We start from the raw sequence: 25,913 nt of genomic DNA on the forward strand, positions 1-25,913 counted from the left end.
GTAACGCTCTGTGGCGCCTGCGGGCCTTCAGCGCACGACAGCCTATCTCAGCGTTCGCTCCGAGCCCCTCGTCGGACGTGCAATCCAGCGGCTCCCGCCAGCAATGCCGCTGCGCACCCGAGTCCGAACAGAACCGACGCGATCGGTGTATCGCCCGCTGCGCTGAGATCGGCCGAGGCTTTTCCCCGCTGCCTGTTGGCATCCGAAGGTTCGAGCTTGTCGACGGGAGGCTCGGCCTCGCCACCATCGGGATCTTCGCCCGGTTCGCTGCCTACCGAGGCCGGCACGTGGCTGTTAGTGATCACCGACATCCCCTCGGCGGTCTCGTACGTTGCAGCGTAGCCTTCCGGAACCGCGGACTCGACGACGCTGTAGGCGACGATCGCGCCCGTGTCGGTCTGCTCGGGAAGGTCTTCCCAGCGATGCGTCCAACCCATAGCGCCGTCGAGTTGTACGGGGTCGCCGAGCGGGGCACCGTCGGCGAGCAGCTGCACCTCGATGAGGGCGGGCCTCAAGCCGTCGGCGTCTTCGTCGTCTGCCCAAATCTTTTGCACCGTATGCGCGACAAGCGCTTTACCGTTTTCGACGACGAGCATCGTGTTCGGCTCGCTTCCGTCGATAACGACCGTGCGCTGCGCGGCGGGAATCTCAGGGCTGTAGCCGATTGGGGCGACCGTCTCGAAAAGCGTGTACGTGCCCGCCGTGAGCGCGAGGGTGCCGGAAGCATCCGCTGCAAGGTAGGGTGCACCGTGTTCATCGGCTCCTATCTCGCCGAGGTTCGAAAGATCGTCCGTTTCGGAGAGCACGTAGGTGCCCGGATGCGCGGCATCTTCCAAAAGATAGGCGGCGAGAACTGAACCGTTCTGTGCAAAGAGCGCGAATTCGGCTCCCGACAGCAGGGAGTCGGGGTCCTCGGCATCGGCTTTCGTGAGGGACACCGTGCCCGTTTTGTATGTGTTCACGATGGCGTACGCGCCTCCCTCGTGCCGTACGCTCGGGGGATCGTCGGGTGAGGCTATCGTGAAGCTTCCGTCAGGTGCCATCTCGACGGTACATGCGGGCGCGTCGGCGAACTGTGCTTGCTGGGTTGCCGTGGGGGTTTCGGCAAGCGAATACGAACCGGGGTCGACGGCGGGAAACACGACGCGTCCGTACTCATCGCTTACGGCGGTTTGCGGAGCGAGCGAATCGTCGGTGCTGGTCAGGGTGAACGACATGCCCGCTACGCTTCCGCCGCGATCGGTCGTTTTCGTGAACGAGACGCCGGCACTCGGCGTATCGGCGGCATACAGCGTGGCACCCCTGAGCACGCCGCCTTGGGTGCTTACGGCAACCGGCGGCGGGGTTATGCCCGAGCCCGCAACCGAGGTGCTGCCATCTGCGGCGACGATGAGCGTGCCTGCAGGCAATCCGGCTGAAAACGCTTGGTCGGCGAACAGTCCGGAATCCCTCACAAACACGACCGAGCAGGGTGCGAAGTCGTTGGCATACCCTGAGGGAGGTACGGTTTCTGCGAGCGTGTAGAGCGTATCGTAGGCGAGAAACCAAAACGACGCCGACCCGTTCGATTCTTTCGTCACAGCTGTTTTGCCCCGCAGCGTGGCGGCATCGGACCAGGTGCCGGAAACATTGTCCCACTGCTTTGCGGTCCCAAGCGCAAACGTGGCGTTGCCGATCGCGTGCTCGGGCATGCCCGCTGCATCATCGACCGAGTTCGTGCTGGACTTGGTTACGCTGAGCCACGGGGTTTTCAATGCCGAAGCGTAGCTGGAAGCATCGAAGTTAGCCGCATTCGTCGGCTGGAACGTCGAGTTGGTCTGCCGGGTGCCGTTTCGGTAGAGTTCGGCGGTATTGGTGAGCCCCTGTGCGGCAACCGTATCGATGACGAGCGTTTTGAACGTGATGATCAGAGGCTGCTCTTTAAGCGTCGGGGGGACGGTGAATGAAAAACCGTCGCATGCCGTATCGAGCGCGAGCGTAGCGATCTCATCTTCTGTGAGCGGTGCGCCAGCTGCGGCAACGCCTCCGCTGTCGATGACGGCTCTCGAGAAGACGAGGGAATCGAGGTCGAGTTCATAGCACGCAGGCAGGGCGTCTTTGAGTTCTGCGCCTTCCATGTCGCAAGCGTGCTTGTTGAACACGATGGTCCAGTCCGCGTAGGCGACCGGTCCAAGCGTCGCCTCGTACGGGTTTCCCGATTCGCTTGCGGGATGAAACGTCCCCGATTTGGAGATCGGTTGCGCGTGGACCTTCTGCTCGGCCCGAGCATTCGCATCGACGGCGGCGTGGGGGATGCCCGCTGCTCCCGTCGCCGATCCGATGACGGTGCCTTTGAGGTTCGCCGCGTTGGCGAGCGTGTAGGTTTTGCTCGTGTCGGTGAAGGTGGCGGTTCGGTAGTCTTGGTCGACCGTCGTGGTGAAGGTGAACACGAACGCGTCGTCGAACGCGCCCTGGGCATCTGTTGCCGTGCCAGCTCCTTTCGGCATGAAGGAGAAGATGGCGCTATCGTTTGAATAGCCTGCCGTGCCGGTCGTCTCGGAGGTCGTCATCTCGATGAGGAACGCGTCTTTCGTGGGGTTCGTAACGGTCGCACCGGTGATCGGTCCCGTTGCGGGATGCGGGGTAATATCGAGGAGGGCCTCGGATCCGTCTGCGGCGATGCGCGTGACAGAGAGCAGCTCGTTGAACGTCGTTCCCTCGGGAAGCGAGTCGGTAAGCGTTACAGGATCTGTCACGGCTCCGCCCGTTTCGACGGGGGAAAGCGCCACGTGGTGGGGATTCACCGTTATCTGCCAGGTAAGTTGGTGGTTTTCGTAATCGTATTCAGTCCCGACGGTGGTGCCGTCAAGCTTCAGGGCGCGCTTTTCAAGCAAGACGTTCGGAACCGTTTTCGTTGCAGCGTCGGAGACCGAGCGCTGTATTCCCTCTACCGTCAGATCGGCGGCAACCTCGTTGTGCACCGCACCGTTTTTCGGCGCGCTCAATACCGCGGGATCGATCACGGTTGCGGCAAGCTGGAATTCGTACAGATGCGTACCGACTGCATCGATCGAGACTAAAAGCGAGGTCGTACCCGCCACGGGATCGTTTGCAAGCGTATACCGGGGTGATGCGGCAGGGTTTGCTGCTGCATCGGCCACGGCAGCCCACGAGCCGCCGTCTACCCGGTAGTGCAGCTCTTTGAACGCCTGCTTGTCGGTATCGAACGTGTCGGTGACGGTTTGCGTACCCGCCCCCAGATCCTCGCCGGCGAGGTTGAGCTTGATATCCCACACCATCTCGTGCTTGTGCTCATTGTAAGCTCCCGCTGATTTGCGGAGTAGCGAGAATTCGTCGCTGATGTCCTTCTCCACCGAAAACGTCGGTGTGGCACCGGTGCCTTCGGGGCCTGTTTGGTATCGCGCCTTATCCCACGCCATGGTCGCATCGTTTTTGAGAGCGACCTGTGCGGTTCCGCCGGCTGCGGGGTCCGCTTTGACGGTGGTGGCGTAGGTGAGCGTCACCGTCTTGTTGCGCTGCGTCGGATCGGCAAGCGGGACGATCAGCACCGCCTCATCATCGGTGCCGTCGCTGTCGGTGTCGTACGAATACGTGACGGCCTGCGTTCCTCCGCTGGTCAGGCTGCTTAATGCCGAAGGCGATATATCGTCGAACCGGACCGGCTGTGCTGGCGTGACGACTGCGGCGCTACCCGGTACGGAATCGACGGCATACGCTACGGCACCGCCTGTGCGCGTGTAATCGTGCGTTGTCTCGATGCCCTGGATGCGGTCGACGAGCCAGACCGATCCGCCGTTCAGGTACGCCGAAGCCTTCAGCGTCCATTCGTACTGATCGCCGTTGACGCCCGTGCGCGTACCGCTCTTCGCAAGCGCGCGGCCCTCATCGCCGGTGCCGCCGAACCGCGCATTGGCTGGAAGGGACGTGGTGAGCGGCGCATCCTCGCCCGGTTTGCATACGGAGGCGGTGTTCTCGAACGTCGTTGCTCCGCTTGCGTCTCCCGCGAGGAATTCGGCGTAAAGGCTGCCGCTCACGTACGCGTCGATGACGACGGTAGCTTCGGATACCGCGGCTTGCGGGTCGGTCGCATTCTCCGGCACGAGATACGAGAACGTGCGTGTAGCGGGATCGTAGCGGTAGCATCCTGCGTCCGAACCCTCGATAAGCGCGTTTCCTGCCTTATCCCGTGCACCTGCAAATTCGAGCCCTGCGGGAAGGGTGTCGGTGATCGTTTTGCCCGCCAGGTTTGCCTTGGCCGAGGAAGGTTCGGTTCGAGCCGTTATCGCATACGACAGGTTCGGGTCGTTTGCCTCCCGCGCTTTGACGCTCTTCTCGATGGTGTACGTTCCGTCTTCCGGTTCGTCTCCGATAAAGGACACCGATGCGCCGACCGATCCGTTTTCGGGCGTGAGGGCGACCTCGGGCGTGCCGGTGTGCCCCGCTTCGAGGTCGAGTTGGAAGTATTCGCCCGCCGTTACGCCCTGATGGCTGTACATGTGCTTGAAGAAGGTCCCCTCAACGCGCAGGCTCGTGCCTTCCGGGACGGGCTCGTAAGTGTAGCTGCCGATTGTTTCCAGCGATCCGCCGACGGTGACGACGATGTCGTTTTCGGTTGCACCTGAAGGAAGCACAACGGTATCCGAGAGGGCGTATTCGAAAGCAAAGGATATGGCAACGAGGCCACTGTCGCCGTCGAGTGCGGTATCGATGTCGCCCGGATCGACGTCAGGATGAGCGTCGAGCCAGGTCATCAGGTTTTCTTGGAGCGCGTCATCATCGAGCGCGAGCTCGAAACCGAGTTCGAGCTTGTGCTGCCCGCCCGCCTCCACAATACGGCCGTGAGCCGTGAGCGAGGCGAATACTGCAGGGCGTCCTGCGGCGCTGCCGTCGGGGGTGAGCGTGGCGATGGGGTCTGCGCGTGCGATCAGGTCGATCGACGAGGCAGGTGCGCGTGATGCTCGATCCGATTGTTCGGCGCGGGCGGTAAGGGGAACCGAACCCGCGATCAGAAGCAAGGCGAACATAAGAGCGCACGCGCGGTGCAGACGGATGGTGGCAGTCGGTCTCATATGATCTGGTCCTTAGGGCGTATGATGGTACAGGTGGACATCATCGTGCTTAGCTCAGTACGTGGTGGACCTTGTGCCGGTACGTGCGTGCGCATGCATCTGAGGGATTCGCCGATAGGCAGAACCCATAGATAAGTATAAGATCGTCGGTCATACTTGCCCCTATATTCGTCGCTCCTTCAAGGAGTGGTTGTACGAGGGACGAAGAGGGCTCGGCACGTTGCCCGTTTGTTGAGAAGGCGTATAGATACGATGACCGTTCTGCGGAGAAAATATCCTACACTACAACATATAGTTGCCGCTTACTGAAAAGATTCAAGATATGGTGATGTATCCGTTGACTTGGCACACGGGCGGGTCTAGGATAGCGGTACCGCAGACAAGAATACGTAGCAGAGCATCAAAGGAGCATGTATATGTACCAGGTGAGGAAGCGCGACGGCAAGATCTCCGATTTCGACATCGTCAAGATTTCGGGAGCGATCGCCAAAGCATTCGACGCGATGGACAAACAGTACCACCCCTCGACGATCGACCTTCTCGCGCTCAACGTGACGGCCCATTTCGAGCCGAAAATCGTTGATGGCATCGTCGATGTCGAGACTATCCAGGACAGCGTCGAAGAAGTGCTTTCCACCGCCGGATACGCCGATGTTGCGAAAGCCTACATCCTATACCGCAAGCAGCGCGAAAAGGTGCGCAACGCTAACGCGACCCTGCTCGATTACAAGGCCATCGTCGACAGTTACGTCAACGTCGAGGATTGGCGCGTGAAGGAAAACTCCACGGTCACCTACTCCGTCGGCGGCCTCATTCTTTCCAATTCTGGCGCCATCACAGCAAACTACTGGCTTTCCGAAATCTACGACAACGAGGTGGCCGAGGCGCACCGCAGCGCCGAAATCCACCTGCACGATCTCTCGATGCTTACGGGGTACTGCGCCGGCTGGTCTTTGAAGCAGCTCATCCAGGAGGGCCTCGGCGGCGTTCCCGGCAAGATCACCTCGAAGCCCGCAAGCCATCTTTCGAGCCTGTGCAACCAGATGGTCAACTTCCTCGGCATCATGCAGAACGAATGGGCCGGTGCGCAGGCGTTCTCGAGCTTCGACACCTACCTTGCGCCGTTCGTGAAAGCCGACGGCCTCACGTATGATGAAACCAAGCAGTGCATCGAATCGTTCGTGTTCGGCGTGAACACCCCGAGCCGCTGGGGCACGCAAGCGCCGTTCTCCAACATCACGCTCGACTGGACCGTGCCCGCCGACATGAAGGACGTGCCCGCCATTGTGGGCGGCAAGGACATGGAGTTCACTTACGGCGACTGCAAAGCCGAGATGGATATGGTCAACAAGGCGTTCATCGAGATCATGATCGAGGGCGATGCGAACGGCCGCGGGTTCCAGTATCCCATTCCCACCTATTCGATTACCAACGATTTCGACTGGTCGGAAACCGAGAACAACCAGCTTCTGTTCGAGATGACGTCCAAATACGGCACGCCGTACTTCTCGAACTACATCAACTCCGACATGGAGCCCTCGGACGTGCGCTCGATGTGCTGCCGTCTGCGCCTTGATCTTCGCGAGCTGCGCAAGAAGTCGGGCGGGTTCTTCGGCAGCGGCGAATCCACCGGTTCGGTGGGCGTCGTGACCATTAACATGCCGCGCATCGCCTACCTTTCCGCCGACGAGGCCGAGTTCTACCAGCGCCTCGATCACCTCATGGATGTTTCCGCACGTTCGCTCAAAACGAAGCGCACCGTTATCACGAAGCTGCTCGACGCGGGGCTCTACCCCTATACGAAGCGCTATCTCGGCACGTTCGAGAACCATTTCTCCACCATCGGGCTCGTGGGCATGAACGAGGCCTGCCAGAATGCGAAGTGGTTGCGCGCCGATATGACGAGTCAAACCGCCCAGGAGTTCTCGAAAGACGTGCTCAACCACATGCGCGAGCGCCTGAGCGATTACCAGGAGGAGTACGGCGATCTGTACAACCTCGAAGCTTCGCCGGCCGAGAGCACCACGTACCGCTTCGCGAAGCACGACAAGGAGCAATTCTCCGATATCATCACCGCAAACGAGAACGGCAAGCCCTACTACACGAACTCCTCGCACCTGCCGGTGGGCTATACCGAGGACATCTTCAGCGCGCTCGACGTGCAAGACGAGCTCCAGACGCTCTATACGTCGGGTACCGTGTTCCATGCCTTCCTCGGCGAGAAGCTTCCCGATTGGCGATCCGCCGCAGCGCTCGTGCGCAAGATCGCCGAGAACTACAAGCTGCCGTACTACACCATGTCGCCCACCTATTCAGTGTGCAAGAACCACGGCTACATCGCGGGCGAAGTGTACGAGTGCCCCTGCTGTCACGAGGAAACCGAGGTGTACAGCCGCATCACCGGATACTACCGTCCTGTCAAGAACTGGAACGACGGCAAATCGCAGGAGTTCCAGGATCGCGTCGTGTACAACATCGGTACATCCAAGCTCGTGAAGGGCGATGCCCAGGTTGCGGCTGCGGCCCAGGCGGGTGCGCCGGCCGCCGTGCCCGAGCGGGGCGGGGAAGCGGTTGCGGTTTCCGCAGACGAGCCATCCGAGGTTGCTGGTGCGCCTGCCGCCGAAGCGAGCTCTCTTCCCGCAGGCGTGTACATGGTTGCCACCAAGACGTGCGCGAACTGCAAGCACGCCGAGCAGCTCATGCAGCAGGCGGGCGTGCCGTTCGAGAAGATCTTCGCCGAGGAGAACCCCGAGCTCGCGCGCCGCTACAACATCATGCAGGCTCCGACGCTCATCGAGGTCGGGGGAGATGGAAAGGCCAACGTCGTCCGCGGTGCCGCAGCGGTATTCCAGGAGATTCCGAATCTGCAGGTGTTCGCGTAGGGGCCCGGCACGCATCTGAGATTGCTGCAGCGCAAGCGGGGATTCGGAATCGAAGCGCCGGATCCCCGCTTCGTATTGCGGGAAGGTGTTGCTGCGATTTCGCCTACTTCGCCGCAGCCTGCATTCCGCATGAGCGGCCGAACGTGATCGCCGTTCCGTGCGATGTGGCGACGACGGGGTAAACGGGATACTCGTTGGCATACCGTCCTCCGGCAACGTTGCCGGCAGCCCACAGGTTCGGCAGGGGGTTGAAGTCGGCATCGATCACACGAAGATTCTCGTCGACCATGACACCGGCGGTCATGAGGCCGGTGGCGATCAAGCTCGATGCGGCGTAGAACGGTGGGGTCTCGATCGGGTGCATGCGATCGGCCCGTTTTCCGAAATCTTCATCCTTGCCTTTTTTACAGAGCTCGTTGTACCGCTCGACGCTCGCCATCGCGGTATCCACGGGGATGCCCATGAAATCGAAGAGCTCTTCTAAGGTGTTGAACCCCGCAAGTGAGGGCTTCGGCTCTTCGAGTGCCTTATCGAGCGTTGCCTGCTTCGCTTCCATATCCATGGTCGCGGGGTACGGCATGCCGTGGCTGATAGGCTGGTTCTCGATCATGTCGCGCCACGATGCATCGAATATCTGATACGCGCATTTTGCAGGCTGCCTCACGATTTGGTTCGTGAACGACTGCCCATCGCAGTCTTCGTTCGCGTACCGTTCACCTTTGGCATTGAGACTTAAGGTGGTCGTGTTGCCGATACCCATCATGTCGGCGAACGTATGATCCATGTGGGCATGCGGCGCTGGCTCCATCACGCCGCCAGCCCAGATTGCCATCTTGTGGCCGTCGCCGTTCGAAGTCTCGATGGCGATAGGCTGGCCATTGCAATTCCAATAAAACTCAGGGCACAGCGCTTCGACCATATCGATATTGTGGCCGTAGTCGCCGGTGCAGAGGATGGTGCCCTTTGAGCCTTCGAATTTGACATAGTCGCCTTCGGTGTTTTGCGCGTAGACGCCGACCACCTCGCCTGCATCGTTTTTCGCGAGCTTGACCGCTTTCGTGCTGAACGCGTATTCGGCCCCCTCGGCTACCGATTTTTCGTACTGCTTGGTAACTGCAGCTATCCAATCGACGAACTCGATTCCCGTGCAGTACTGCTTGCGCAGCTCGTTTTCGTTATCGTATCCTTCTGGATTCGGCCAAAATTCGAGGAAGTATGTATCGCTCTCATCGAGGACTTCCGCAAACCAATCGAACGTGCTGCCGCTTTCGGCGGCCCATTTGTTCCACAGTCGCTGGTTGGGCCGGTTGCCCATGGCGCGGCAGATCTCGTTGACGACTTCCCCCGCATCGTAAACCGCTCCCAGTTCCTGCTGGTAGGTCGAGTTCAACGCACCGAATACCAAACCGCGTATCGTGGGTGCCTCGCTCTGCTCGACGACGATGACCGATGCGCCTTCTTCGGCGGCAGCACGTGCCGCTGCGATTCCCGCCACGCCTGCTCCGATGACGACGACGTCGGTCTGCTTGGTTTCGACGCAGTCGGCATCGCTCACTGAGGGAGCCTCGCCGAGCCAATCTCCTGATTTTTGAGGCTGCTCGGTTGTCGGTTTTGTTTCTGCTGGGGGGTCGCTTGCTTGCGGCTCTTTCCCTGTCTGATCTGTTTGCGCGCAACCGGCAAGGGCGCTTCCCCCAACGAATGCGGCGGCCCCCAGCCCCATTGCCTGTAAGAATCGGCGGCGGTCGACCATGGACGCTTTCTCTCCCATAATGCCCTCCTTAGCATCGTGTTCCTCGGATTCGAGGTCCTGTAATCTTGAGCCCTGTCTGCTGCGTGCGATAGCCACGGAGTATGTCGATCGGGCGAGGGGTAGACACGTTTTATGTCTATTTGGGGTTGCGGGGCTCGATGGGCGAGCTTTTGGTGCGTATAATTGCGGATGGGATAGGGAGGTGTGCAGTGTTTGCGTATGTGCGAAGCTTGCAGCCCAGCTGTTTTGGATTCGGGTTCTTTTGGTCCGTACCTTTGCTGATGATGCTCGGCATTCCCCAAATCGTCTCTCCGAGCGAAGAGTGGCTTGCGTTCACGTGGTCGCAGCAGGTTTTTACGCTTGTCTTTCTCGTAGCATGCGTGTTGGCAATGCGTAAAATCGAAGACCGCATACCTGCCGACACTGCATTTTTTGCCGGGTTGATGCTTTCTGCCACTGCGATGCTCTATCTGCTTGCCTTCTCGTTTGGCTACTTCGCGAACTGGGTGAGCGTGCTGCTGGGCGCGCTTGAGGGACTCGCTTGTGCCGTTTTCTTTCTCTTGTGGCAGATCGTCTACGCAAGTGAAGGTCAGAACAGATCGGCTATATACCTTCCGCTTTCTTCGCTCATGGTTGTTGTCGTATGCCTGATGCTCCGTCTTTTGCCGGTTCCTGCGGCTGCGTTTGCTATCGTCGTCGTGTTACCGCTTGCCGCTACGTATACCCTGCGGCGCAGCCTTGCGAGGGTCGATTCTTTTCCTGCGAGGGATGCCCGCCCGTACGCACGCGTCGTCATCGGCGATATTTGGAAACCGGTCCTGTGCGCTTCGATCGTCTGCTTCGCCTGGGCGCTTTCGAGCCATATTCCGGCACTGTACGATCATGCTGCAGTAACATCGGCCCTCGTCGGGTTCGGCGCGGCGTCTCTGCTCATTGCCTCGGTCGAGCTGTTCACTTCGAAAGGGTTTAAGATCCTCGATGTGTACCAGGCTATCTTCCCTATGCTGGGTATTGTGTTGTGCCTTCCGGTTTTCTTCGGAGGTGAATGGGAGAATCTGCTAACGGGGGCGCTTGCTTTCGGATCGCACCTCGTTAAGCTGCTCATCTTTATTATGGCCGCCACGTATGCTTCGAGAACGCAGTTTTCGCCCGTAGCGATATACGGGTTTTGCGTCATTCCTCTGCTCGCTGCGCTCGTCATTGGCGATACGCTCGGGTTCGCTTTGGTCAATGGCGCTCTTGCAACCGATGAGAGGATTGTAAGAATCTCGGCGATATGCCTCCTCGCCCTATTCATCGGCGTGGGGCTGGCTTCTTTGGGTCGTCGCTTTAAGGGCTCTGCGGAGCCTGTTGACGACACGCTGGTGATCAATTCTGCGCTGTATGCTGCGTTTGACGAAAACAGGAACTCCCAACGGGTGCGTGCCAAGCAAGAAGTCCTGCCTGATTCGGTGGTGCAAGCAGAGGAAATCGATGCCCTTGCCGATACGGAACTGGGTCGCGGTCTATCGGCCCGCGAGCTCGAGGTGGTTGCAATGCTTCTGAAGGGCAACAGCGTCGCTGCCATTTCGAGAAAGCTCTTCATATCGGAGAATACCACGCGTGGGCACACCAAGCGCATCTACCGCAAGCTCGACGTACACAGTCGCCAAGAACTCATCGATCTGTTCGAGGGGGAAGATGCCCAAGGTCGGCAGAGGTAAAACTATCCGTATAGAGGTGGAATCAGGTAGTTCTGCCGCATTGCGTCGACGGCGCCGCGGGGGTTCTTCTGGAGGTAGACGATTCCGCTGAACCCCGAGCTCGCGTATTGCGGGAAGGTGTTGCAGGCACCTTCAGTAAAGCGAATCGACGTGACAGCCTTCACCAGCCTTCGGACGAAATTAACCGTCCCTACTAACAGATTTTTACGGGTTGTGCACCTTGCGGCGCGAATTGGGGTCGCGATTAAGAGATGGTAGTTGTATTCGAGTTTCGCGATCTGGAAAAACGCTCTTTATGGAATGCTATCTAGACATGCTGATGCCTTTTTTGCCTCATCTGGTAGACACAAGCCGCAAATTTCTGCAGCAAGTCGGATGTTTTTCTGCCCGAATACGAATGGTGCGGTCGCTGCCGAGGCAAACATCGCACCGCGTGTGTCGAGCTTCGGTTCCGCAGACGCATTCTTTTTCTGCGGGATGCCGCAAATCGGCGTTCTGGCAACAATCGGTTGCGAAATGTGTAGTACCCCGCAAAAAAAGTTAACTTTAGCTTCCATTCTGTAAAAGTTTGGTCTATGATACTTTTTGTTACATAGAGCTAACAATGTGAGGTGCAGTGATATGCAGGAGACCATGGCAGCACAGAGCACGATATCCGCAGTACACGAAACGCCCAGTGTCGGCAGGGCTCAGATGCCGTTATCGTTTTTGGGGCGCGGTCGGTCGGCCACCGTCGCAAAAGTGCGCGGCAGGGGCGATCTTCACCATCATCTCGAGAATCTCGGGTTTGTCGAAGGTGCGGCCGTCACGGTGGTGTCCGAGATGGCTGGGAATCTGATCGTCGAGATCAAGGGTTCACAGGTTGCCTTGAACAAACAGGTCGCCACGCGCATCATCACGCAGTAACAAGTCGAACGCGGGCGGGTTACTCTCGGCTTTCAGGCGAGTGCTCACCGTCCAGTTGCAGAGTGTAGGAGCAAAACGGAAGGAAGGAACATGGCAGAGGCTGTAGGGGCGAAGACCCTGCGCGACGTGAAGATCGGCGAGTCGGCCGTCGTCCGCAAACTTACGGGCGAAGGCGCGCTGAAGCGCCACATCATGGATATGGGCATCACGAAGGGTACCGATGTGTTCGTACGCAAAGTTGCTCCTCTGGGTGATCCGATCGAAGTGACCGTGCGCGGTTACGAGCTGTCGCTGAGGAAAAGCGAAGCCGACAGCATTCTCGTCGGTTAGGGCAGAGTTCTTCTTTGCCCGCTCGTTAGGATTCGGCGGCATTGCCGCCAGGGGCTTTTCAGGGCCGATGAAGTCGGCATGGGAAGCATTTTTTTGGGATGCGAGTTAGCACTGGTTAACTTGAAATCGCGGGTCAACCGTGAAGCGACAGGATATGGGTCGCATGAGATAAGAAAGGCTGAACATGGGAATTCGCATAGCGCTTGCCGGTAATCCGAACTGCGGCAAGACGACGATGTTCAACGATCTGACCGGAGCCAACCAATACGTTGGCAACTGGCCGGGCGTGACCGTCGAAAAGAAAGAAGGTAAATACACACGCGACAAGGACGTAACGATTACGGACTTGCCGGGTGTCTATTCGCTTTCACCGTATTCTCCCGAAGAGATCGTCACACGCGATTATCTGCTCGATGGCCGTCCCGATGTGGTGATCAATCTCGTCGATGCAACGAACCTCGAGCGCAACCTGTATCTGACCACGCAGATTCTCGATCTGGGGCTTCCAGTGGTCGTCGCGCTCAACATGATGGATCTCGTGAAGAAAAATGGCGACAAGATCGATGTCGCGCAGCTTTCCCAAGCGCTCGGGTGCCCCATTGTCGAAACGTCGGCGCTCAAGGGCTCGGGCATGCAGGAGCTTCTCGATACCGCCATCAAGGCGGGGAAGGGTGGTAGGCCCGCCGCTCCAGAGCTGCGCTACGACGAATCAGTCGAATCCGCTCTCGCTGAAATCTCGAAGCTCATCGAAGGCAAGGTTCCCGCCGAAACGCTGCGCTGGTACGCGACGAAGCTGTTCGAGGGCGAAGAGCGGACCATCGCGGGCCTGAAGCTTACGGCCTCCGATGTCGCATCGATCGACGCCGTTCGCGAGCGCGTGGAAGAGGCCGAGGACGACGATGCCGAAAGCATCATCACTTCCGAGCGCTACGATTCCATCGTCGGGCTTGTTTCGTCTGCGGTCAAGGTATCCCGCAAGGGTATGAACACGACCCAGAAGGTCGATCGCATCGTCACGAACCGGTGGCTCGGGCTGCCCATCTTCGTTGTGATCATGGCCCTAGTGTACTACCTGGCTATCTCGGTCGGCACAGGCGTCGTCACCGACTGGGCGAACGACGGTATATCCGGAGACGGCTGGCTCTACACGGGCGGTGCAGCTTACGAAGAGGCGCTCGGCGATTGGGAGGAACAGGTTGCCGTCGCCGAAGAGGCGGGCGCAAGCGAAGCGCAGCTCGAGGCCCTCGCCGAAAGCGAGCCCGATCCTGCCGAATTCGGCCTGTTCATTCCTGGATTGACTCCGCTTCTTGCCGACGCTCTCGCCGCCGTGAACGCCGCGCCGTGGCTGCAGAGCCTTGTGGTCGACGGCATCGTCGCTGGCGTCGGCGCCGTCATCGGCTTCATTCCGCAGATGATCATCTTGTTTCTGCTGCTCTCGGTCCTTGAGGCGTGCGGATACATGGCGCGCGTCGCCTTCATCATGGACCGCATCTTCCGCAAGTTCGGCCTGTCGGGAAAGAGCTTCATACCGATGCTCATCGCTTCAGGCTGCGGCGTGCCCGCTGTGATGGCCACGAAAACCATCGAGAACGAAAAAGACCGCCGCATGACCATCATGACCACGACGATGATTCCCTGCGGTGCCAAGATGCCGATTATCGCGCTCGTATTCGGCGCGTTTGCGGGCGGCAACACCGAAACAACCTGGTGGATTGCTCCGATGTTCTACTTCCTCGGCGTAATCGCGATCATCATCTCGGGTATCATGCTCAAGAAGACCAAGATGTTCGCCGGCGAAGCGAGCCCGTTTGTCATGGAGCTTCCCCAGTACCATATCCCGGCTGTAAAGACCGTGCTGTTGGCCACGTGGGAGCGCATCAGGAGCTACATCGTCAAAGCCGGTACCATCATTTTCCTGTCCACCATCGTCATCTGGTTCCTCATGAACTTCGGCATGTACGACGGCCAGTTCGGACTGCTCGATAGCGAGATGGACGGCTATATCCAATACAGTCTCATGGCGGGCCTCGGCAACGGTCTCGCATGGATCTTCGCCCCGCTCGGTTTCGGCAACTGGGAATCGACCGTGACCTCGGTCACCGGGCTTGTTGCCAAGGAGAACGTGGTCGCGACCGTCGGCATCCTTACGAGTCTCGGCGATGTCGGGGAGGCTGACCCCTCGATGTGGTCGGCGTTCGCCCTCATGCTCGGCGGCTCTGCACCTGCAATCATCGCCTTCTGCGCCTTCAATCTGCTGTGCGCGCCCTGCTTCGCCGCCATCGGCACGATCCGCCGTCAGATGGAAAGCGCCAAGTGGACCTGGTTCGCTATCGGCTACATGACGGTGTTCGGGTGGGTCGTCGGCCTGATGGCCTACCAGTTCGGCGGACTCATCACCGGGGAGCTTTCGTTCAACCTGTGGACGGTTGTCGCTGCAGTGTGCTTGATCGCCATCCTGTTCCAGCTCTTCCGCCCTATGCCGAACTACGATGAGAAGAAGGGCGCGAAGAAGCTCGCAGCTGAGGGCGGCGCTGCGTAGGCGTGCTGCTGCTGCGGGCGATTCTCGCTCCGTGAATGCACTGAAAGAACGATTGGTCCGCCTGCATCAGACCCGACGGGCGGACCAGGACTAGAAAACAAGAAAGGGGGCCTGCTATGCAACCGCTGATGCTCAATGCTCCGACGATTATTATCAGCTTGATGATCGTCGCGCTTGCGGTCCTCGCCGTCCGCCGTATGATGAAGCGCGGACTCTGCGACTGTCACGACGGCGAGTGCCCTTCGGGCGGTTGTTCCGGATGCGGTGCCGTTGACAAGATGGTCGCCGATATGGAGCGCGCCGCCAACGCGCAAAAGTGATACCGGGCACGATGGGCCAGGCACGATGAATGCGAAGAAGCCGGAGGCTGATACCCCCGGCTTCTTTCTTTCGGCAGGCACCAGACGGCTGATCAGTCGGCACCTGCCAGTTGCGGGAAAACGCCTACGCCGCTGGTTCTTCTTTGGCAGCGTTTTGGCCGGCAATTCGGCCGAGCGTCACGGCGCAGAGCACCGTCGCACCCGCTGCGCAGTTCCATTCGCACACCACGCCCGCAGCGTACAGGCCGGCGATGGGGGCGGTCAAGCTGCCTTCTTTCGTGGGAGCCATGAGCTTCAGCGCCTGGGCATCGGTGTTCGTCCTGAACCCGCCCATGGTCACCGAAGTGCTCACCGAAATCGGAGCGGCGTAGAACGGCCCGGTAAGCGGGATCATGAACTCGGCGGGACGTCCGAAGTCATCAGCTTGCCCGGTTTCGCACAGGCTGTTGAACCGATCCACCGTGGCCTTCACCTGCGCGCCGTCGAGCCCCACCATCTCGGCGACTTCCTCGACCGTTTCACCGGTTGCCCACTCGATCGGGCGCATGGCGAGCACGGCTTCGAGTTCGGGGGTAGTGCCGATGAAGGCGACCACCTGCTTGCCCTGCTCGTTTTGCTTGCGTACGATTGCGCGGTGACCGGTGGGGTTCTCGTAGTTGGTCTCTTCGTTGAAGAACCGCTCGCCGTTGGCATCGAGCCACAGGCCGTGCAAGCGCTCGTAGTAGTTCCAGTTGACGATCGATCCCGACTCGACACCGGCGAGCGAGCTCATGAGCGGCAGCTCGGCCGCCCTGGCGGTGTAGGCTCCGATAACCATGGCCATCGCGAGGCCGTCGCCCGTAGCCCCGGGATTGGAGCCAGGCAGAAGATGCGCGCTCTCGGCGTTCAGCTGGGCGAGCATGGAGGGGCTTCCGGCGTAGCTTCCCGTTGCCATGACGACGCCCTTGTTCGCCTTGATCCGCTTATCTCCCTTTTTCGACGAAGCTGCAACGCCGATGACGCGGCCCTCGTCGTTCGCGATGAGCTTTGTGGCTGCAGTTTCCGTCTCGATGATGGCGCCGGCCCCTTCCGCGTTCTCTTTCAGGATGCGGATCATTTCGGCACCCTTGCCGTCTACCTGGTGGATCACCGGCAGCTCAGTATAGCCGAAGCGCGGAGCGACCTCCTCGACGAACGGCACGCCGATTTCCTGCAGCCAGTCGATCGTCTCGCCGCTCTTATCGGCGAGCAGACGGGCGACCTCGGGGTCTTTCGGGCCGTACCACTCGGGATGGCCCATGAACCAGTTGTATACGTCGTCCGCGCTGACGTCGATGCCCTGCGCTTTTGCGAGCTTGGTGCCCCACCCGCCGAGGATGCCGTCGCACAGCGTCGAATCGCCGCCAATGATGTTGGTCTTTTCGAGCACGATGACGCCTACGCCCGCGCCCGCCGCCTCTACCGCAGCTGCAAGGCCCGCGCCGCCCGACCCGACAACGATAACGTCGGTTTCCTCGTCCCACGCTTCCTGGTTCGCACCCTGTGTGTCGGAAGCCGCCGGGGCGCTGCTGCATCCGGCAAGAAACGACGTTGCGGCAACGCCCATGCCTCCCACCAGTGCTGCTCCGACGAAGTTGCGGCGCGTCAGGTTCTTTTCGTTGTGCATAGGATTCCCTTTCCCTTTTCCCTCGTGGACGTCTGTCCGAATGCGATCATACGGGGGTGCTCTCATGAGTGTCAATCTCTAAAAAATTGATACTTACGAAATGGAAAGCATTGCGTTTGATGGCTTTTGAGTGCGATTAAATTACCTGATCAAAAAGCTTTTATGCTGTAGTCTTCATCCCGTGGTCCCCTGAGGTTCAATACGGTATACTGTATCTATCAATAATTGATAGAATTGCGAACGGGGGACGGGGGCATGGGAACCGAATCGCTATCGAACGAATCCGTAGAGCAGATGATCGCGCTTCTGAAAGATCCTGCGTTCTGCGAACTGCGGGGATTGGTGAATGCGCATCCTTTGCCGTGGTCGGAGTTCGAAACCTTGCGAATGCCCGATGGTATCAGCCACGAGCAGGCATGGCGCATCCTCAATGCGCTCAGGCGTCAAACCGCTATCGACCTGCCGTTTCGCGATGGAGATGGAAGGCGCGGATGGTACTATCCTACGCGCTCCATCCTCGACGACCTCGATGACATCGACCGGCGCTGCCATTCGGGGTCCTGGCTCGATTTGGCCATCAAATCCCGCAACACCACCTATTTTCTTGTTGAAGCCCATGTCGACGGAGCTATCACAACCATTCGGGAAGACGGGCTCGCTATCGGATACGAAAAGGCGCGCGAGGTGCTGCTAGGCGAACGGGAGCCGGAAACCTCCGTAGAGCAGCTGCTCCTCAACGGCCACCAGGCGATGTGGGATCTGGCCGAATACGCCGACAAGCCCTGTACCCCCGAATTGATTCTCGATCTGTACGCGCAGGTTTCAAAGGACGTTGCATTTCGGGGGGTGCGGCCGCAGGTGCAGCGATCGGCTCTGTGGAAAGAGAAACGGCTTGACAGCTCGTCGGTGCTTGCGCTTGCGTCGAATTTGATCAACGGAAGCCGATCGGAGGTTGCCGAGCACCCGCTTATCTTAGGTATGGGTATCCGCCATCTGTTTATGAGTACGCTGCCGTTGCCCGCCTGGAACGGCATCATGTATTCGCTTCTCATGAAGCTGTTGTTTCGCAAATCGAGTTTGCCGGTGCTTGCGTTCGTGCCTATCGTCAAGGCGTGCCGCGATTGGGAAAGCGGCGTTATCAAGCCGCCAAACGTTTTGACGTCGCTTGCCGATTCGGAGATGCTCATCGACAACGAGGTCGATTACACGATTTACGTGGCGATTGTGGCGCATCTTGTGCGCCAGCGGCTCGATGGGGTAGAAGAGGAGTTGAAGCGCGTGATCAAGCGCGACGAAGCGTTCGTTCAAGCGCTTCGCGAGGATGTGGAGATCAACCATCGGCAGCGGGCGATCTTGCAGGTTGCGCTCAGCAATCCCGAAGCGGTCTTCAGGATCGAATCGCATCAGAAAACCCATCGCGTAGCGTATGCGACGGCGCGTGCCGATCTCATGAAGCTCGTCGACCTCGGTTTTTTGGGATGCGTCCGCACCAAGCGCGCGTTCGAGTTTCCCGTAACCCCCGGTCTTCGCCAACGGCTCATGGGGTATGCCGGGCAGGGAGGTAAGCGCACCGCGTCTGCCTTGTCGGGCGAACAAGCCGAGGGCTTCCTCTAAGACAAAGAGCTCGCACAGCCTCTTTTCGCGCGCATGCGCCGCTTCGGCACTGCTCGTCGACAAGCACATCAGCGCCGTTCCGCTACCGCTTTTCTTGCGCGCGCCGTTTCTGCGAGCGCGAAACCCTGAGTTATGGAGGAATTGTAAACCATGGAAAACTTTCTCTTGCGCTTCGGGAATAGTTAGCCTATACTAACATCATGCCAAGCGGAAGGCGGCTCAAGCGGAAACGCACAGCAGCCTGAACCTGTGGCAGACCTCCTTTTGCTTATCCGGGTGGTGGAGCTCCTCTCGTCTGGCTACCACCACATTTTGCGGGGGGGAAATCCCCCTTTCCCCCGCCGCTCTCCTCTCTCTGATCCACGAAGTAAATGTAGTACAATGGGAAAAGCGCGTTAGGAGGCGTTTCGTGGAAAAAATCTCAATGTCGCACGAGGATTACCTTGAGGCTATCGTTATGCTCGGGGGAACGACCGAGCAGTCCGTTCGCTCGGTGGATATCGCTGCGAAGATGGGCGTGTCGAAGGCTTCGGTCAACAAGGCGGTATCGACACTCAAGGAAAAGCGCCTCGTAGATCAGCCGTACTACGGCGATATCACGCTTACCGACGAAGGGTACGAGTACGGAACGTCGGTGCTCGGCCGCCATGAGCTTCTTTTGAAGTTCCTTACCAAGAACCTCGGCATCGATCCCGAAGTCGCCGAGGAGGAAGCGTGCCAGATGGAGCATGCTATCAGCGACGACTCATTCAAAAAATGGGCGGCGTTCATCAAGAAGATCGATTCCAAGAAGTAGCGCGATTGCGAGTCTGGCAACGATATCTCTTTTGTATTTCGTAGAATTCGTATTGAACAAATTTGCTCAATAGGCAAGCATTGTTGGTTGCTTGCGTTTTTTGGCAACCCATAACCGCTTTCTGGTAATTCGTCACCTATTTACCTCATGCCTGTGTTTTTTGTGGCGGCTGATTTTGCCAGCATCGCCGCATACGCCCTCGTCAACCTCTGTTCAACATATGGTTTACAAGACCGTGCACGGCCGATCCTGACGTGCGGAGTGTCTGAGATTATGCTATCCTGCGATCAGCTTCTAGCATTGAACACACCACACACGAACCAAGATGCTGAGAGGGGCACCGTTCCGTTGGTTGCACAGGCGAAGATAGTCTCGTTTGACGAGGCGAAGACCGTGGCGGGTAAAACCCGTCCGTCTGCCGCTGCATTCAGGCGTCCCTCGGTGAAAACGGCGGCTCCCAAGAATGCAAAATCTTCGTCGACCAAAGCAGCGTCGAAGCCGAGCGTGAAAGCCAAGCCGAAGAGCTCGAAGCTTTCGGCAAAGTCTTCAGCACCGCAATCCGCGAAGAAAACGAATGCGGTTGCGAAACCGAGGACGGCACCCAAGCCCGCATCGACGGTGAAATCAAAGAGCGCAGCGAAACCCAAAGCTTCGATACGCTCCCAATCTGCGTCGCCATCGAAGTCGTCGGCAGCTCGATCAAAGTCGAATGCGAAACCCTCGTTAGTATCCCAGAAAAGCGGATCCCGCACGTCGCAGCGCACCTTCGCTTCTTCAGGCGTGCGCAGCACCTCGTCGCGCGATCGGCAGGCTTTCAAGCAGCCCGCTCAAAAGCAGGTCTCAACGAAACGAGCTTCTGCGAGCACCGGTCGCGAATCTGACGCGGTGATTCGCACGAGCTGGGACGAAGAGCCCGAAGTCGATGATTTCGAAGAAACCAAGACTTCGCGGATCGATAAGCTTAAACGCAGCGTCGCCAAGAACAAGGCCGGCAAAGCGTTCACGAGGCAGTTCGGCAGCGGCGATTCCGATGCGTCATCGGGAGGCAGCAGGGCTGCGCTCTATAAAGGCGAAATGGGCAAAAAGCACAAGCAGGCATCGAGGATGCAGGGAAACCCCGGCAAGTCGATGGGCGCCTCCAAAAAGCGCTTCTCGGGAATCAGCCTGAACCCCCGCTCCCCGAAATTCGTCGCAAGCCTGATGGTTGCCGCATGCCTCGTGCTTTCGTGCGTGTTTCTGTATCCGACGGCGCAGCAGTACTATGTAGCCGTTCGCGAGCGCGATCAGCTTCAGGCAGAGTACGATGCGCTCCAGCAGCGCAACCAGACCATCAAGGCCGAGGTCGACAACCTTTCGACCGATGCCGGCATCGAGGATCGCGCACGCAGGGAGTTCGGCTGGGTCAAGCAAGACGAGCATGCAGCCAACGTGTACGGGATCGATGCCGCCGAAGACGAATCGACGTACAACAAGGCAATCACGCCCGGCAGCATCGATGCGCCCGAAACGTGGTATTCTCCGATACTGGACGTCGTCTTCGGCGTCGAATAGGCACGGACTAAGGTAAAAAGGAAGACCATGCAGAGTAAACGCTATGCTGCAATCGACATCGGCACCGTTACGTGTCGTTTGCTCGTTGCGGATGCCGACGAAACGGATCTGAATGAGCTGCGGCGCGAGGTTGTCATCACAAACCTTGGCGAAGGTGTCGATGCGACGGGGGTCTTGAAGCCCGAAGCCATGGAACGGGTTGCCGCGCAGATGAAGCGGTTTCTCGCCATTATCGAAGAATACAAAACGCCCGAGCACCCCGAGGTCGTCGTGATCGCCATGGCGACCTCGGCTTCACGGGATGCGAAAAACTCCTCCGAGTTTGCGGCGATGCTCGACGGAATCGGCATTCGGCTGACCGTGATACCGGGCGAGCGGGAGGCGGCGCTTTCGTTCCTAGGCGCTTCGAGCGATTTTCTCGGGGAAGACCTTCTGGTTGTCGATATCGGGGGAGGTTCGACCGAGGTTATCGCGGGAACAGGCGGCTGCGAACCGGTATTCAAGCACTCGTTTGATATTGGGTGCCGTCGAGTGACCGAGCGCTTCTTGGCCGCCGACCCGCCGACCGCAGGTGAACTCTACGCTGCGAAAACGTGGACGAAGCACTCGATGGCTCCGAAGTTCGACGAGCTTGCGGCAACGGGATTCAAGCCGAGCCGCATGATTGCCGTCGCGGGTACGGCTACGAGCATCGTGTCCATCGACGAGCGTATGGAGGTTTACGACAGCGAGCGGGTCCACAAAACCGTCGTGCCTTTGTCGGTTCTCGAAAAGGTGTACGCGCACCTTCGCAGCGTGCCGCTCGCCGAGCGCAAAGAGATCGTCGGACTCGACCCGGGCCGCGCGAGCGTGATCGTGGCGGGAATGGTGATCGTGGAAACCGTCATGGAGCTTGCCCGCATGAAGGAGTTCACGGTGAGTGAAACCGATATCTTGCAGGGAATCATCCTCGATGCGGCGAGAAACGGTTAATTGTTTCTGCGCACGGCCTCGTCTTTTGCTATCATGATGCACGTTCGGTGCGGGCGCGAAGCCCGCATACGGGGGCGTGGCGGAATTGGCATACGCAGCGGACTTAAAATCCGCCGACTTCGGTCTTAAGGGTTCGAGTCCCTTCGCCCCTACCATACGCTACCCGTCCGGCACCCGGAGACTGCTCCGATAGACATTGTCGCCCGAAAAACGCGGTTTCGGCGGCAATTCCATGTTTTTCGGGCGACAATGCGTGTGTATTGCCTGCCGAGTGCGGCAAAGCGCGGTGCCGCACGGTGTCCGCTACACCTCTATTCCCACGAACAGGTCCTCGAGGCGCAGCACGGCATCGAAATCCCCCCAAACCTTGAGGGTGCCGTTGAGCAGCGCATCGGAGATAGACGTATCGCCGGAAACGATACGCTTCCAGAGGGCGACATCGGCCTCGATGCGCGCAGCCGCCCGCTCATCGGGCGCCGGTTCGATAGTGCAGGACGAGGTTTCACACAGAAGAGCGGCTTGGCTGCGCTCGTCGGAGAACGCGAATTCTATCGTGAGGGCTCGCTCGGGTTCCGGATCCTCTCGGTAGCGGGCGACAAACGCTGCAAGCACGGCATGCGCCTGAGGTGACGGCCGAGCACCCATCCAGTCGGGGGCGGGCGTTTCGGCTATGGCTGCAAGACGGTTCACCACGGCCATGTACCGATCGGGATCATAGACCGGTATGCTCAGGGCGCGTTCGGTGTCGCGGGCGATCGTGCCGCTTACGGTATAATCAGCGCCTACGTTTTGCACCTCTTCGAGCCGCTTGCGCGCCGCGCTTCCCAGATGATCGGTGGCGAACGCACCGCCGGCAGGGCAGAGGATTTTCGAAACCCTGTCGTCGCAGAGTAGATCGAACTGGAGCGCAATCGCCTCGAAGTTGCGCTCCGACTCCTGAAACCCGCATGTGGAAACAAGCACGTGACGCTGGGCCGCCGCGTCGTAGCGTTGCGGGTGCCTCACGCCTCCCTTCCGTTTTTCGAACAGGGGGCTGTTGTTCGGCATGAGACGGTCGAGGAAAGCCTTCATTGTCGACGGCATGCCGAAGTAGTACAGCGGCATCGACCAGACGACTACATGGGCCCGCCGAAACAGCGGCAGCAGGCTGTCCATGTCGTCGCGGATGACGCACGTTCCCGGCGTAGCATGCCAACATCCGAAACAGCCGCGACACGGCGCGATCGCCTTCTCGTACAGGGTGATTTCGTCGATGATGCTTTCCGGAACTGTTTTGAGCATGCCCTCAACGAAAGCATCTGCGAGTTTCTTCGTTGCACTCGCCTGTTTTCGGGGACTGCCGTTCAGGTACAGGATGTTCATAGGATGTCTTCCTTTCTGCATCCATTGAACCATGCAAACGGGGAAACATCGCCCGCGCGGACTCGACGCTCCGTAGAGTTTCTGCGGCATCGGTTGGTCGCGTATCCTGAGAGCATTTTGTGGTGCTTCTGCAACGATAAACGAAAAATCGGGTCCGAAAAGGTACCGTTTCCTTGCATGCGCGGCACTTGTGGTACCATTCCGTGAAGTATGCGAACGAAGACGGATAAGAAAGCATCCATGAACAACATCAACGAGATCGTGGCATCGGTGCAAAAGCAGCCCGAAAGTTTCGAAGAGTACCTTATCTCCTATGCGGACGAAGTTGGCGATCTCGTCAACTCGTATATTCCGCAAGGCACGCATCCCGATATGGATCGGTACCTGTACCGGCCGCTTGTGGAGTACAGCAGAAACGGCGGCAAGCGCCATCGTCCGCTCATCTGCTTCGCGGCGTGCCAAGCGGTTGGCGGCGATATGTCGAAGGCGACGTCGGCGGCGGCCGCGATCGAGCATTTCCATACCGCGGCGCTTATCCACGACGACATCGCCGATGAGGCCGAACTGCGGCGCGGAGAGCCCTGCATGCATCTGACCGAGGGGATCGGGCTTGCCATCAACGCAGGCGATCTTGCGCTTTCCCTGGTCAACGGCACGGTTATGAACGACCCGCTGCTTGATGACGCCACGAAGGTGCGGGTGGTCACCGAGCTTGTCAACATGACGCAGCATACGATCGAGGGCCAGGCACTCGATATCGGCTGGGCGCGCGACGGACGCTACGACCTGACGCCTGAGGATTACCTTGTCATGGCCACGCATAAGACGGCGCACTATTCGGGTGCTGTTCCGCTTGCCGTGGGTGCGATCATCGGCGGCGGAACCGAAGCCGAAATCGAGGCGCTGCGCAACTACGGTCTCGATACGGGCCTCGCGTTCCAGATTCAAGACGATCTTTTGAACCTCGTCGGTTCCGAAGAGAGCATGAAGAAGGATTTCCGCAACGACATTACGGAAGGCAAACGTACGCTCATCGTCGTGCATGCGCTGCAAAACTCGCCTGAGCGTGATCGTCTCGTCGACATCCTCTCTTCGAAAGAGAAGGATACAGGCGTGCTCGCCGAAGCCGTTGCCATCATGGAGGCCTCGGGCAGCGTCGAGTATGCGCGCAACTACGCAGAAAACCTTACGAGCATCGCGAAGAATCGCCTCATCGACATGGTGAAGCCCTCGCCCTCGCGCGACCTGCTCGTATCGATGGCTGACTGGTTCGTCAACCGTTTAAAGTAGCGGGCAAAGCGAGAAGCTTTTCTACCCGATTTGTGAACGCCCTCGGGTTGGCTTTTCCTGTGCGCTACAATACCGCCATGGATACGATTCGCAGACACGATACCGGGGCCGCAGTAGAAGACGTGCAACAGCGTCTTTGTCTGCTTGGCATCCTCGATGAAAGCCAGGTCACGGGTACATACGACGATGCAACGGCGTTGGGTGTGCGCACCTTTTCCGAAAAGGGAGGGCTGGGGGCGCTCGATGAAGTGAACGAGAAGGTGTGGGCGGCGCTTGTCGATGCCACGTTCTGCCTCGGCGACCGTACCTTGTATTTGCGCATGCCGTATTTTCACGGCAACGATGTGCGCGAACTGCAACGCGCGCTCGGAGCGCTCGGATTCGCCTGCGGTGTAAACGACGGCATTTTCGGTGCGTACACCGAGCTGGCGCTTCGTAAGTTCCAAATGAACCTCGGGCTTCCGTCCGACGGCATCGCCGGTGCTATGACCTATGAGGCCATCCACAACCTTCAGCATTCCTGGCAGGGCAAGGAGGCGTCTCCCGTTGCGGCGTATCTCGGCTTCGCGCGTGCGGCCGATGTGCTCGAGCGCAATGCGCTGTGCCTGTTCGGTACCCAGGAGTTCACGCGCAGCGTCGCTTCGCGCATGTCGAACCTCGCGCTTGCAACCAATCCCGCATCGAAAATACTGTCGGCCGATACGCTGCTTGTTGCACCCGACGAGTCGATGCTGCTCGTGCACATCGTGCTGCCCGACGAGCTGGTCAAAAAAAACATCCCGCGCGTCGGGTACGAGGATGACGAGACGCTTGCCCTGCGTTTGGCTTCGGCCATCGAGGCGGCCGCCATGCATCCCGCGCGCATCGCCGTCGAGCTTCCCGGCACGGTGTGGGAAGAGGCGGGCGCGGGCCGATCCGCCCAGCATTTCGCGATCACGCTGCTCGATGCCCTTTGCACTGCGCTCGCGCGCCGATAGCTCTCGGCCGCCTCAGCGCGCGTCTCGCCTGTGCCCGATGGGCCGTTCAGCGTTCGACCGCAGCCCGCTCGATACGCTCTTCCCGATGTTCGTTAAGTGCCGACGCCTGTTTTTGCGTGGCTGCCGTCAGCACCGCTTTCGCTGCGAACCGTAAGGGAATCATCGGTTTGATGACGCTTTTGGGCGCGGTTGCTCTACATCAGCATA

17 protein-coding genes and 1 tRNA gene are annotated in these 25,913 nt (G+C 59.2%); 13 read left to right on the top strand and 5 right to left on the bottom strand.

Going from position 1 to position 25,913, the window contains the following annotated elements; genetic code table 11:
- Nucleotides 1-47: 47 nt before the first annotated feature.
- Entirely contained in the window at nucleotides 48-5,069 is a 5,022-nt protein-coding gene (locus tag FJE54_RS07280) for a SpaA isopeptide-forming pilin-related protein (protein WP_139652024.1), read from the bottom strand.
- A 416-nt stretch (nucleotides 5,070-5,485) separates the two neighbouring features.
- On the opposite strand from FJE54_RS07280, the gene FJE54_RS07285 reads away from it, so the two are divergent.
- Complete coding sequence (locus tag FJE54_RS07285) at nucleotides 5,486-7,951, top strand: ribonucleoside triphosphate reductase (RefSeq protein WP_139652025.1); 2,466 nt, start codon at nucleotides 5,486-5,488, stop codon at nucleotides 7,949-7,951.
- 103 nt (nucleotides 7,952-8,054) lie between these two features.
- Here FJE54_RS07285 and FJE54_RS07290 read toward each other — a convergent pair whose 3' ends face one another.
- The gene (locus tag FJE54_RS07290; protein ID WP_139652026.1) at nucleotides 8,055-9,719 is read right to left on the bottom strand and encodes an FAD-dependent oxidoreductase; all 1,665 of its coding nucleotides are present in this window, start codon (nucleotides 9,717-9,719) and stop codon (nucleotides 8,055-8,057) included.
- 263 nt (nucleotides 9,720-9,982) lie between these two features.
- Here FJE54_RS07290 and FJE54_RS07295 point away from each other — a divergent pair, with 263 nt between their 5' ends.
- The 5 genes from FJE54_RS07295 (at nucleotide 9,983) to FJE54_RS07315 (ending at nucleotide 15,499) form a co-directional block, all read left to right on the top strand.
- Entirely contained in the window at nucleotides 9,983-11,404 is a 1,422-nt protein-coding gene (locus tag FJE54_RS07295) for a helix-turn-helix transcriptional regulator (RefSeq protein WP_255467291.1), read from the top strand.
- 633 nt (nucleotides 11,405-12,037) lie between these two features.
- Entirely contained in the window at nucleotides 12,038-12,310 is a 273-nt protein-coding gene (locus FJE54_RS07300) for a FeoA family protein (RefSeq protein WP_255467265.1), read from the top strand.
- A 90-nt stretch (nucleotides 12,311-12,400) separates the two neighbouring features.
- Complete coding sequence (locus FJE54_RS07305) at nucleotides 12,401-12,640, top strand: FeoA family protein (protein WP_139652028.1); 240 nt, start codon at nucleotides 12,401-12,403, stop codon at nucleotides 12,638-12,640.
- A gap of 184 nt (nucleotides 12,641-12,824) precedes the next feature.
- Nucleotides 12,825-15,179, top strand: coding sequence for a ferrous iron transporter B (feoB, locus tag FJE54_RS07310; protein WP_139652029.1), 2,355 nt, complete (start codon nucleotides 12,825-12,827; stop codon nucleotides 15,177-15,179).
- Nucleotides 15,180-15,295: 116 nt separating this feature from the next.
- Nucleotides 15,296-15,499 (top strand): FeoB-associated Cys-rich membrane protein, encoded by a 204-nt coding sequence (locus tag FJE54_RS07315; protein ID WP_139652030.1) that lies wholly within the window; start codon nucleotides 15,296-15,298, stop codon nucleotides 15,497-15,499.
- A 124-nt stretch (nucleotides 15,500-15,623) separates the two neighbouring features.
- Here the strand turns inward: FJE54_RS07315 and FJE54_RS07320 are convergent, their stop codons facing one another.
- Nucleotides 15,624-17,144: an FAD-dependent oxidoreductase gene (locus tag FJE54_RS07320; protein WP_139652031.1), complete on the bottom strand. Its 1,521-nt coding sequence runs from the start codon at nucleotides 17,142-17,144 to the stop codon at nucleotides 15,624-15,626.
- Nucleotides 17,145-17,399: 255 nt separating this feature from the next.
- Here FJE54_RS07320 and FJE54_RS07325 point away from each other — a divergent pair, with 255 nt between their 5' ends.
- Both FJE54_RS07325 and FJE54_RS07330 read left to right on the top strand, forming a co-directional pair.
- Nucleotides 17,400-18,758 (top strand): Fic family protein, encoded by a 1,359-nt coding sequence (locus FJE54_RS07325; RefSeq protein ID WP_255467266.1) that lies wholly within the window; start codon nucleotides 17,400-17,402, stop codon nucleotides 18,756-18,758.
- Between the two features lie 409 nt (nucleotides 18,759-19,167).
- Nucleotides 19,168-19,554: a metal-dependent transcriptional regulator gene (locus FJE54_RS07330; protein ID WP_139652032.1), complete on the top strand. Its 387-nt coding sequence runs from the start codon at nucleotides 19,168-19,170 to the stop codon at nucleotides 19,552-19,554.
- A gap of 287 nt (nucleotides 19,555-19,841) precedes the next feature.
- On the opposite strand, the gene FJE54_RS16000 is transcribed toward FJE54_RS07330, so the two are convergent.
- Nucleotides 19,842-20,372, bottom strand: a complete 531-nt coding sequence (locus FJE54_RS16000) for a hypothetical protein (RefSeq protein WP_180326622.1) — start codon at nucleotides 20,370-20,372, stop codon at nucleotides 19,842-19,844.
- 67 nt (nucleotides 20,373-20,439) lie between these two features.
- On the opposite strand from FJE54_RS16000, the gene FJE54_RS16005 reads away from it, so the two are divergent.
- The 3 genes from FJE54_RS16005 to FJE54_RS07345 all read left to right on the top strand — a co-directional run bounded on the left by FJE54_RS16005 (nucleotide 20,440) and on the right by FJE54_RS07345 (nucleotide 22,232).
- Complete coding sequence (locus FJE54_RS16005) at nucleotides 20,440-21,105, top strand: FtsB family cell division protein (RefSeq protein ID WP_180326623.1); 666 nt, start codon at nucleotides 20,440-20,442, stop codon at nucleotides 21,103-21,105.
- A 27-nt stretch (nucleotides 21,106-21,132) separates the two neighbouring features.
- The gene (locus tag FJE54_RS07340; RefSeq protein WP_139652034.1) at nucleotides 21,133-22,077 is read left to right on the top strand and encodes a Ppx/GppA phosphatase family protein; all 945 of its coding nucleotides are present in this window, start codon (nucleotides 21,133-21,135) and stop codon (nucleotides 22,075-22,077) included.
- Nucleotides 22,078-22,147: 70 nt separating this feature from the next.
- A tRNA-Leu gene (locus FJE54_RS07345) sits at nucleotides 22,148-22,232 on the top strand.
- Nucleotides 22,233-22,380: 148 nt separating this feature from the next.
- Here FJE54_RS07345 and FJE54_RS07350 read toward each other — a convergent pair.
- Complete coding sequence (locus FJE54_RS07350) at nucleotides 22,381-23,439, bottom strand: flavodoxin family protein (RefSeq protein WP_180326624.1); 1,059 nt, start codon at nucleotides 23,437-23,439, stop codon at nucleotides 22,381-22,383.
- A 240-nt stretch (nucleotides 23,440-23,679) separates the two neighbouring features.
- On the opposite strand from FJE54_RS07350, the gene FJE54_RS07355 reads away from it, so the two are divergent.
- Together FJE54_RS07355 and FJE54_RS07360 are read left to right on the top strand one after the other, a co-directional pair.
- On the top strand, nucleotides 23,680-24,729 hold the full coding sequence (locus FJE54_RS07355; protein WP_139652036.1) for a polyprenyl synthetase family protein: 1,050 nt from the start codon (nucleotides 23,680-23,682) through the stop codon (nucleotides 24,727-24,729).
- A 77-nt stretch (nucleotides 24,730-24,806) separates the two neighbouring features.
- The gene (locus FJE54_RS07360) at nucleotides 24,807-25,706 is read left to right on the top strand and encodes a peptidoglycan-binding domain-containing protein (RefSeq protein WP_139652037.1); all 900 of its coding nucleotides are present in this window, start codon (nucleotides 24,807-24,809) and stop codon (nucleotides 25,704-25,706) included.
- Nucleotides 25,707-25,913: the final 207 nt, after the last annotated feature.

The sequence above is a fragment of the Raoultibacter phocaeensis genome, from assembly GCF_901411515.1.
In the GTDB taxonomy this organism is placed as follows: Bacteria; Actinomycetota; Coriobacteriia; order Coriobacteriales; family Eggerthellaceae; genus Raoultibacter; species Raoultibacter phocaeensis.

Coding starts and splice junctions, on each gene's coding strand:
- FJE54_RS07280 (WP_139652024.1), bottom strand. CDS start 5,069: ATGAGACCGACTGCCACCATCCGTCTGCACCGCGCGTGCGCTCTTATG.
- FJE54_RS07285 (WP_139652025.1), top strand. CDS start 5,486: ATGTACCAGGTGAGGAAGCGCGACGGCAAGATCTCCGATTTCGACATC.
- FJE54_RS07290 (WP_139652026.1), bottom strand. CDS start 9,719: ATGGGAGAGAAAGCGTCCATGGTCGACCGCCGCCGATTCTTACAGGCA.
- FJE54_RS07295 (WP_255467291.1), top strand. CDS start 9,983: ATGATGCTCGGCATTCCCCAAATCGTCTCTCCGAGCGAAGAGTGGCTT.
- FJE54_RS07300 (WP_255467265.1), top strand. CDS start 12,038: ATGGCAGCACAGAGCACGATATCCGCAGTACACGAAACGCCCAGTGTC.
- FJE54_RS07305 (WP_139652028.1), top strand. CDS start 12,401: ATGGCAGAGGCTGTAGGGGCGAAGACCCTGCGCGACGTGAAGATCGGC.
- feoB (WP_139652029.1), top strand. CDS start 12,825: ATGGGAATTCGCATAGCGCTTGCCGGTAATCCGAACTGCGGCAAGACG.
- FJE54_RS07315 (WP_139652030.1), top strand. CDS start 15,296: ATGCAACCGCTGATGCTCAATGCTCCGACGATTATTATCAGCTTGATG.
- FJE54_RS07320 (WP_139652031.1), bottom strand. CDS start 17,144: ATGCACAACGAAAAGAACCTGACGCGCCGCAACTTCGTCGGAGCAGCA.
- FJE54_RS07325 (WP_255467266.1), top strand. CDS start 17,400: ATGGGAACCGAATCGCTATCGAACGAATCCGTAGAGCAGATGATCGCG.
- FJE54_RS07340 (WP_139652034.1), top strand. CDS start 21,133: ATGCAGAGTAAACGCTATGCTGCAATCGACATCGGCACCGTTACGTGT.
- FJE54_RS07350 (WP_180326624.1), bottom strand. CDS start 23,439: ATGAACATCCTGTACCTGAACGGCAGTCCCCGAAAACAGGCGAGTGCA.
- FJE54_RS07355 (WP_139652036.1), top strand. CDS start 23,680: ATGAACAACATCAACGAGATCGTGGCATCGGTGCAAAAGCAGCCCGAA.
- FJE54_RS07360 (WP_139652037.1), top strand. CDS start 24,807: ATGGATACGATTCGCAGACACGATACCGGGGCCGCAGTAGAAGACGTG.